This is a genomic window from Achromobacter sp. DMS1 (assembly GCF_001270295.1).
In genome coordinates this window covers 1-7622 of the sequence record NZ_LHSJ01000205.1, presented here as the reverse complement: position 1 = coordinate 7622, position 7622 = coordinate 1, and the positions used below count along the sequence as shown (strand labels likewise).

12 protein-coding genes are annotated in these 7622 nt (G+C 66.2%); 6 read left to right on the top strand and 6 right to left on the bottom strand.

What is annotated here, in order from left to right; translation table 11 throughout:
- A partial coding sequence (locus tag AD428_RS19660) for a LysR family transcriptional regulator (protein WP_152968157.1) occupies positions 1-211 on the bottom strand: 211 nt, incomplete at its 3' end.
- An 86-nt stretch (positions 212-297) separates the two neighbouring features.
- Between AD428_RS19660 and AD428_RS19655 the strand changes: the two genes are divergently transcribed.
- Genes AD428_RS19655 through AD428_RS19640 form a run of 4 tightly spaced genes read left to right on the top strand, consistent with a single transcriptional unit; the run spans position 298 to position 2465 of the window.
- Positions 298-1092, top strand: coding sequence for an NAD(P)H-dependent oxidoreductase (locus AD428_RS19655; protein WP_053244623.1), 795 nt, complete (start codon positions 298-300; stop codon positions 1090-1092).
- Positions 1093-1144: 52 nt separating this feature from the next.
- On the top strand, positions 1145-1459 hold the full coding sequence (locus AD428_RS19650) for an ArsR/SmtB family transcription factor (protein ID WP_053244622.1): 315 nt from the start codon (positions 1145-1147) through the stop codon (positions 1457-1459).
- Complete coding sequence (locus AD428_RS19645) at positions 1456-1818, top strand: SRPBCC family protein (protein WP_053244621.1); 363 nt, start codon at positions 1456-1458, stop codon at positions 1816-1818. The genes AD428_RS19650 and AD428_RS19645 overlap by 4 nt, the downstream gene beginning before the upstream one ends.
- Before the next feature lie 41 nt (positions 1819-1859).
- Complete coding sequence (locus AD428_RS19640; RefSeq protein WP_053244620.1) at positions 1860-2465, top strand: ATP-dependent Clp protease proteolytic subunit; 606 nt, start codon at positions 1860-1862, stop codon at positions 2463-2465.
- Positions 2466-2475: 10 nt separating this feature from the next.
- On the opposite strand, the gene AD428_RS19635 is transcribed toward AD428_RS19640, so the two are convergent.
- The 5 genes from AD428_RS19635 to rpmH form a co-directional block, all read right to left on the bottom strand.
- Entirely contained in the window at positions 2476-3921 is a 1446-nt protein-coding gene (locus tag AD428_RS19635) for a catalase (protein WP_053244619.1), read from the bottom strand.
- A 240-nt stretch (positions 3922-4161) separates the two neighbouring features.
- On the bottom strand, positions 4162-5856 hold the full coding sequence (yidC, locus tag AD428_RS19630) for a membrane protein insertase YidC (protein WP_053246304.1): 1695 nt from the start codon (positions 5854-5856) through the stop codon (positions 4162-4164).
- Positions 5857-5904: 48 nt separating this feature from the next.
- On the bottom strand, positions 5905-6177 hold the full coding sequence (gene yidD / locus AD428_RS19625; RefSeq protein WP_053246303.1) for a membrane protein insertion efficiency factor YidD: 273 nt from the start codon (positions 6175-6177) through the stop codon (positions 5905-5907).
- Positions 6174-6545: a ribonuclease P protein component gene (locus AD428_RS19620; protein WP_053246302.1), complete on the bottom strand. Its 372-nt coding sequence runs from the start codon at positions 6543-6545 to the stop codon at positions 6174-6176. Before AD428_RS19620 ends, yidD begins: the two co-directional genes overlap by 4 nt.
- 125 nt (positions 6546-6670) lie before the next feature.
- Positions 6671-6805, bottom strand: a complete 135-nt coding sequence (gene rpmH, locus AD428_RS19615; protein ID WP_006228069.1) for a 50S ribosomal protein L34 — start codon at positions 6803-6805, stop codon at positions 6671-6673.
- Between rpmH and AD428_RS26385 the strand changes: the two genes are divergently transcribed.
- Together AD428_RS26385 and AD428_RS25515 are read left to right on the top strand one after the other, a co-directional pair.
- A complete protein-coding gene (locus AD428_RS26385) occupies positions 6804-7055 on the top strand; it encodes a hypothetical protein (protein WP_152968156.1) in 252 nt (83 codons plus the stop codon). The two genes, rpmH and AD428_RS26385, sit on opposite strands and share 2 nt — an antisense overlap.
- A gap of 258 nt (positions 7056-7313) precedes the next feature.
- On the top strand, positions 7314-7622 hold a 309-nt coding region (locus AD428_RS25515), incomplete at its 3' end, for a DnaA N-terminal domain-containing protein (protein WP_304438956.1).

Below are 7622 nucleotides of genomic sequence, written 5' to 3'. Positions count from 1 at the left end.
GCGCGTCGGCCCGTGCGGTGGGGCGCATGCCGCGCGGCCCGGGCAGCAGCAGGGGGTCGGAGAACACATCGCGCAGCCGCGCGAGCTGCAGGCTGACGGTGGGCTGCGCCAGATGCAGTTTCTGCGCGGCGCGCGTCACGTTGTGTTCGGCCAGAAGGGCGTCCAGGGTGACCAGCAGATTGAGGTCGAGCCGCCTCAATATATTGTCCATGGCAATATCAAGCATTGTGGATATCTATTTCAACTATACCTGTGGAAAACCTATCGTGTGTCTCTCGATCTTCTCTGGAGCACATCATGAAAGTCCTGCTGGTCTATGCCCACCCCGAGCCGCGTTCTCTCAACGGCGCGCTGAGGGACTTTGCCGTGTCCCGCCTGCGCGGCAACGGGCATGAGGTGGAGGTTTCCGACCTGTACGCCATGGGCTGGAAGGCCGTGCTGGATGCGGGCGACAGCCTGGCCCCGCGCGCTTCGGCGCGCTTTGACCCGTCGGAGGATGCGCGCCGCGCCTACGAAACCGGCATGCAGCGCGCGGACATCGCGCGCGAGCAGGAGAAGCTGCTTTGGGCGGACGCCCTGATCCTGCAGTTTCCGCTGTGGTGGTTCTCGATGCCGGCCATCATGAAGGGCTGGGTCGAGCGCGTCTACGCTTGCGGCTTTGCCTACGGCGTGGGCGAGCATTCGGACACCCACTGGGGCGACCGCTACGGGGAGGGCACGCTTGCGGGCAAGCGCGCCATGCTGGTGGTGACGGCCGGGGGCTGGGAATCGCACTATGCGCCGCGCGGCATCAACGGCCCCATCGGCGACCTGCTGTTTCCGATCCAGCACGGCACGCTGTTCTATCCGGGCTTCCAGGTGCTGCCGCCCTTCGCGGTCTATCGCGCCGGCCGCATGGACGGGGCGCGCTTTGCCCGAGTCCGCGCCGAGCTGGGGCAGCGGCTGGATTCGATGTGGACGACGGCTCCCATTCCTTTCCGCAGGCAGAACGGCGGCGCCTACGAGATTCCGTCGCTGGCCTTGCGGGCGGACCTGGCGCCGGGGCGGTCCGGCCTGGGCATCCACGTCGGCGAGCAAGCGGCGGCATCCTGACTGGCGGCAGAACGCGCTTGCCAAATACATAAGTATTGACTAATGTATTGGCATGACGGAAAACGCAATATTCAAGGCGCTTGCCGACCCTACCCGCCGCGCCATCTTCGACAAGCTCGCGGCGGGCAGCATGAATGCCACGGCGCTGCGCGCGGGCATGCAGATCAGCCAGCCGGCCATGTCGCAGCACCTGTCGGTGCTGCGGGAGGCGGGGCTCGTGCGCGAGGAACGCCAGGGCCGCTTCGTGAACTACGAAGTGGATCCGCAGGGCATGGCGCTGCTGATCCGCTGGCTGGACCGGTACCGCAGCTACTGGCCGGCGCGCGTGGATGCCCTCAGGACGCTACTCAAGGAAATGGACCAATGAGCGACATCGATATCGAAAGCGGCGGGCTGTCCGTCGAGCTGGTGCAGGAATACGAGCTGGATGCGCCGCCGGAAAAGGTGTGGCGCGCCATCAGCATTGCCGAGTTCCGCGAGCAATGGCTGCCTTCGAAGGCCCTGGCTCAGGCCGAATCGGTGTCGGCGGTGCCCGGCGAAGAGGTGCGCTACCGCCTGCGCGACGAATTGCCGCCCCATCTGGAAAGCGAGGTCACGCTGCGCATCCGCGGCAACGAGGCGGGCGGCACGGCGCTGACGATCATTCACCAGGCGCGGGCCGCGGAAGGGGCAGGGCGGCCGGAAGCGGCCAACGACGGCGCCTACGCATTCATGCGCGCCGCCTAGGGCTTGCGCGCTCCAGACTTCTTTCCCGAACGAGGCATGGCATGAGCGGCCTGTTGCAGTACATACCCATGGTGGTCGAGCAATCGAGCCGCGGGGATCGTTCCTACGATATCTATTCGCGCCTCCTGAGGGAGCGCATCATTTTCCTGACCGGCGAAGTCAACGATGTGGTGGCCGCCAGCGTGTGCGCGCAACTGCTGTTCCTGGAGGCCGAGAATCCGGACAAGCCCATTCACCTGTACATCAATTCGCCGGGCGGGGTCATCACCAGCGGCCTGGCCATGTACGACACCATGCAGTACATCAAGCCGCCGGTGCACACCTTGTGCATGGGCACGGCGCGGTCCATGGGGTCGTTCCTGCTGATGGCGGGCGCGCCCGGCGAGCGCGTGGCGCTGCCCAACGCCAGCCTCCACGTGCACCAGCCGCTGGGCGGCGTGCAGGGGCAGGCTTCGGACATCCTCATCCACGCCGAGGAAATCCTGCAGACCAAGCAGCGCATCACACGCCTGTACGCGGAACACTGCGGGCGCACCTACGAGGAGGTGGAACGCGCGCTCGACCGCGACCGCTTCATGACGCCGCAAGAGGCGAAAGAATGGGGCTTGATCGACCGCGTGCTCTCGGAGCGCGCCGGCTGCCCTTGAACCGGGCCGCCTACGGCTTCAGGCCCAGGGCACGGGCCACGCCTTCCGCATAGGCCGGATCGGCTTTGCGGAAGTGTTCGAGCTGGCGGCGCTGGATCTCCTCGGGCACGCCGGCCATGTGGCGGCCGATGTTGCCGAACAGCCGCTCCTGCTGCTCGGGCGTCATCAGGCGGAAGAGGGCGCCGGGCTGGGAATAGTAGTCGTCGTCTTCCCGGTGGTTCCAGCGGTCGGCGGCCTGGCCGTCCAGCGCCAGCGGCGGCTCGGCCGCCGAGGGCGTTTCGCGCCATTCGCCGAAGCTGTTGGGTTCGTAGTTGAGCGTGCCGCCGCCGTTGCCGTCCACGCGGCCGGCGCCGTCGCGGTGATAGCTGTGGAACGGACACCGCGGGGCGTTGACCGGAATCTGGTGGTGGTTGATGCCCAGGCGGTAGCGGTGCGTGTCGCCATAGGAGAAAAGGCGGCCCTGCAGCATCTTGTCCGGCGAAAATCCGATGCCCGGCACCACGTTCGCCGGCGTGAAGGCGGCCTGTTCCACTTCGGCGAAATAGTTCTCGGGATTCCGGTTGAGCTCGAGCACGCCCACCTCGATGAGCGGGTAGTCGGCATGCGGCCAGACCTTGGTGAGGTCGAAGGGATTGATGCGGTAGGTGGCCGCCTGCGCCTCGGGCATGATCTGCACTTTCAGCGTCCAGCGCGGGAAATTGCCGCGCTCGATGTTCTCGTACAGGTCGCGCTGCGAGCTCTCGCGGTCGTGCGCCACCACCTGGGCGGCTTCTTCGTCAGTCAGACAGGCGATGCCTTGCTGTGACTTGAAGTGGAATTTGACATAGAAGCGCTCGTTGTCCTTGTTGACGAAGCTGAACGTGTGCGAGCCGAAACCGTGTTGCTGGCGCAGGTTGGCCGGAATGCCGCGGTCGCTCATCAGGATGGTGACCTGATGCAGCGATTCGGGGCTGAGCGACCAGAAATCCCAGGCGGCGGTGGCGCTGCGCAGGTTGGTGCGCGGATCGCGCTTCTGGGTGTGGATAAAGTCGGGGAATTTCAGCGGGTCGCGGATGAAGAACACCGGGGTGTTGTTGCCGACCAGATCCCAGTTGCCTTCGTCGGTGTAGAACTTGATGGCGAAGCCGCGCACGTCGCGCTCGGCATCGGCCGCGCCGCGTTCGCCCGCCACGGTGGAAAAGCGCAGGAAGAGCGGGGTCTGCTTGCCGACCTTGGAAAAGATACTGGCGCGGGTGTAGCGCGTGATGTCGTTGGTGACGGTGAAGGTGCCGTAGGCGCCGGAACCCTTGGCGTGGACCACCCGCTCCGGGATGCGTTCACGGTCGAAGTGGGCCAGCTTCTCGATCAGCCAGAAGTCCTGGAGCAGGGCGGGCCCGCGCGGACCGGCGGTGAGCGTGTTGTTGTTGTCGGCCACGGGGGCGCCGGAAGCGGTGGTCAGGGGTTTCTTGTCGGTCATCGCGATTTCCTTCTCGGTTGCGGTAGAGATCTCGCCGGGAGCTGGAGACGGCATATGCGCGTCCGGCGCGGCGGGCGCGGAAAAGAGCACGGACCCATAGTAGAAGTGCGATGTTGCGTTGTGAAGTTGATTGATTCCCTAGGTTTGATAAATATTAACTATTGATATCGCGCCACGGCGCCGCGCAAAGGACGCAAAAAAGCCGGCACCGGGCCGGCTTCTTGCTTGCGGGAAAGTGGGTCAGCGGTTGGCCGCGGCTTCCGTCTTGCGCTGGATGGACCGGGTAATGGACCACTGCTGCAGAATGGACAGCGTGTTGTTCACGCACCAGTAGAGCACCAGGCCCGCCGGGAAGAAGAACATCATTCCCCCGAAAACCAGCGGCATGATCATCATGACCTTGGCCTGCACGGGATCGGGCGGCGTGGGGTTCAGCTTGATCTGCAGGAACATGGTGGCCATCATGACGGCCGGCAGAATGAAGTACGGGTCGCGCACGGACAGGTCGTGCACCCACAGGATCCAGGGCGCGCCGCGCATTTCGACGCTGGCCAGCAGCACCCAGTACAGCGAGATGAACACCGGAATCTGCACCAGCATGGGCAGGCAGCCGCCCAGCGGATTGATCTTCTCGGTGCGGTACATCTCCATCATGGCGGCGTTGAGCTTCTGCTTGTCGTCGCCGTACTTTTCCTTCAGGGCCTGCAGGCGCGGAGCCACCTGCTTCATGCGGGCCATGGAGCGGTAGCTGGCCGAGGCCAGCGGATAGAACAGCGCCTTGATGAGCACCGTGAGGGCCACGATGGTCCAGCCCCAGTTGCCCAGCAGGGAATGCAGCCAGGTCATGAGCGCGAACAGCGGCTTGGCGATGATGGTGAGCCAGCCGTAGTCCACCACCAGTTCGAGGCCGGGCGCGAGCGCGGCCATGGCCTTCTGGTCTTGCGGGCCGACCCAGAGGTGGGCGTCGACGCTGGCCGAGGCGCCGGGAGCGATCTCGCCCACGGCCTCCACCGTGCGGGCTGCGTACAGGTTCTTCTGCACCTGCAGCACTTCGTTGTTGCGCTGCTTGCCTTCCGGCGGCACCCAGGCGGTGGCGAAGTAGTGCTGCACCACGGCAATCCAGCCGTTGTCGGCCTGCTTGATGTAGTGCGCCTTGTTCTTTTCGATATCGGCGAAGGTCATCTTCTGGAACTTGTCCTGTTCCGAATAGACGGCCACGCCGGTGAAGGTGTGATAGAAGCTGGAGGTGTCGGCCGGATCGTTGCCGTCGCGTTCGAGCTGCAGGTACACCGCGGGAGTGACGGGGGCGGCGCCCAGGTTGGCCAGGTCGTGGCGCACGTCGATATCGTAGCGGCCGCGGTGCAGGGTGAAGGTCTTGGTGACCTTGACGCCACCCGATTCGGCCTCGAACGCCACGGCCAGGCTGTCGCCCTTGAGTTCGCGCTCGGTGGACACGACGCGGAAGGGCGTCATGTGAGTGGGGAAGCTCTGGCCGTTGGGGGCGCCCACCACGCCCGTCTGGGCCACGTAGGTCAGGCCGCCGGAGCGGTCCAGCAACACGGTGGGCTGGTCGGCATGGCCGGTGGCCGGGTACTTCAGCAGCTCGGCGCGCACCAGCTGGGCGCCCTGGGTGTCGAAGGTCAGGCGCAGCACGTCGGTCGTGACGACCACCTGCTCGGACTGCGCGGACGCTGCCGTCGCGGCGCCGGGCACCGTCGAGGCCGGGGCGGAGGGCGTGCCGGAAGCCGGCGCGCTGGGCACCGAAGGCGTGGCGCTGCCGCCGTTGTTCTGGTCGGCGGCGGTGTCGGCTTTGGTGCTGGCCGCCGGCGTCGGGCCGAACAGCGACGGCTTGCCGTTATGGATCTGCCAGTTGTTCCAGAGGAGCAACAGCGAGAAGGAAAAGATCATCCAGAGGACGGTTCGTCGGATATCCATGGTGCCTACTGAAGTAAGTACGGGCCAGCAAAGCCCGCCAGTTTAGCGTCATTCATGCCGGGTGCGGTGGCGGTGGGAACAGCACTGCGGCTCGTTGGTTCCCGGCGCGGGCGGAACCGGGTCCAGCCCGCCGGGCGACCAGGGGTGGCAGCGTCCGATGCGCCGGACGGCCAGCCACAGCCCCTTCAGCGCGCCGTGCCGTTCGATGGCTTCGATCGCGTACGCCGAGCAGGTCGGGGTGTAGCGGCACTGCCGGCCGACCCAGGGACTGAGGAAGAACCGGTAGAACCGGATCGGCGCGATGAGCAAAGCCCTGATCATCGCGCGATCCGTTCAAAGTGAGCGTCCACTTCGGCGCGTGCCGCCTGTTTCAGGGCGGTGAGCGAGCCGGGGGCGACTTTGCTATGCAGGCGCACCACGTAATCCCGCGCCGGCAGGCGGGCCCGCTGGTGGCGGAACGCCTCGCGCACGACCCGCTTGAGGGCGTTGCGCGTGGTGGCGCGGGCGGCATAGCGCTTGGCGATCACCATGCCCAGCCGGGCGTGGGGCGCTTCGCCCTCTGCCGGCGCCGGGGGCGCGGCGGTTACGACGAACAAAGCCCCTCGGGCCAGCCGCCGGCCTTTCAGCGCGGAAGCGAACTCGGAGGGGCGATGCAGCCGCGCCTGCGGCGGTAGCGTGGGGCGCGACATGGGCTGCAAGACGGCTGCGGCCGGTGCGCGGGGCGCCGGCGCGGCGCCTGGACGGGATTGCGAGTGCTCGGGCAAGCCTGCCGGTCCGCGCGCAAGCCGGGTTTCCGGAAACCGGAAAGCCGGGCTCAGACGGCCAGGCGCTTGCGGCCCTTGGCGCGGCGGGCGCTCAGGATGGCGCGGCCAGCGCGGGTTTTCATGCGCACGCGAAAGCCGTGGGTGCGCTTGCGGCGGGTGACGGAAGGCTGGTAGGTACGTTTCATGGACGATCCACAAAAAGAACAAAAGTCAGAAGGACCTGCCCGGAGGGTTCCAGGCCGCGTCGAAAGCGGGTATCTGGAAGCGGGCGCGCCCGGCAAACGGGGCAAGGGCGCGAAACATCCAGACGGGGCTTTCTGCCGGGAAAATCCCGGGCGGCCATATCAGCAAAGCCTCGCAACCACCGTTTTCGCCAAGCCGGCCTGGCGGGCGGCGCCCAGCCAGAAACCGTGGAAAATGCACCCGGGCAAATGAGCTGCAGGCATGGCAGCCGGCAGGCATTTTGGCATGACATCCTGGCGCATGTGCACCAGGCGCGCGCCGCGCCGGGCGAAAGTGGATCCGGGCTTTCTGTGAACCTTCTGACAGACAGAATTCGGAAAAGCCCACCATTTCAGCAAGTTTTCCCTGTCTTGTCAAACAGTTATGCCCCTGGATCCGGGGCGCCCATGTCGCTCCCTGTGGATAACCCCTGCCCGGGCAAGGTAGAATCGAGGTTTGAACAAGAGCGACATGAAAGAATTCTGGCAGACCTGCGTCAGTCGTCTTGAGCAGGAACTCCCCCCCCAACAAATCAGCGCGTGGATAAGACCGCTGGTCCCGCTTGCGTATGACGAAACGCAGGCGGTGCTGCGCGTGGCCGCGCCCAACCGCTTCAAGCTGGACTGGGTGCGCAAGAACTTCTCCCACCAGATCGAGGCCCTGGCCGCCGAGTGGTACGAGCGTCCGGTGCAGGTGCAGTTCGAGTTGCCCTCGCACGGCGCCGCGCCGCGCATGCCGGTGGCGCCCGTGCGCCCGGCCGCCGCGCCGGCCGAGCCGCCG

What these genes read in the sequence shown, in the direction of transcription:
- AD428_RS19645 (WP_053244621.1), top strand. Translation starts at nt 1,456, where the DNA reads ATGAGCGACATCGATATCGAAAGCGGCGGGCTGTCCGTCGAGCTGGTG.
- AD428_RS19650 (WP_053244622.1), top strand. Translation starts at nt 1,145, where the DNA reads ATGACGGAAAACGCAATATTCAAGGCGCTTGCCGACCCTACCCGCCGC.
- yidD (WP_053246303.1), bottom strand. Translation starts at nt 6,177, where the DNA reads ATGATCAGGGCTTTGCTCATCGCGCCGATCCGGTTCTACCGGTTCTTC.
- yidC (WP_053246304.1), bottom strand. Translation starts at nt 5,856, where the DNA reads ATGGATATCCGACGAACCGTCCTCTGGATGATCTTTTCCTTCTCGCTG.
- rpmH (WP_006228069.1), bottom strand. Translation starts at nt 6,805, where the DNA reads ATGAAACGTACCTACCAGCCTTCCGTCACCCGCCGCAAGCGCACCCAC.
- AD428_RS19640 (WP_053244620.1), top strand. Translation starts at nt 1,860, where the DNA reads ATGAGCGGCCTGTTGCAGTACATACCCATGGTGGTCGAGCAATCGAGC.
- AD428_RS26385 (WP_152968156.1), top strand. Translation starts at nt 6,804, where the DNA reads ATGGACGATCCACAAAAAGAACAAAAGTCAGAAGGACCTGCCCGGAGG.
- AD428_RS19620 (WP_053246302.1), bottom strand. Translation starts at nt 6,545, where the DNA reads ATGTCGCGCCCCACGCTACCGCCGCAGGCGCGGCTGCATCGCCCCTCC.
- AD428_RS19655 (WP_053244623.1), top strand. Translation starts at nt 298, where the DNA reads ATGAAAGTCCTGCTGGTCTATGCCCACCCCGAGCCGCGTTCTCTCAAC.
- AD428_RS19635 (WP_053244619.1), bottom strand. Translation starts at nt 3,921, where the DNA reads ATGACCGACAAGAAACCCCTGACCACCGCTTCCGGCGCCCCCGTGGCC.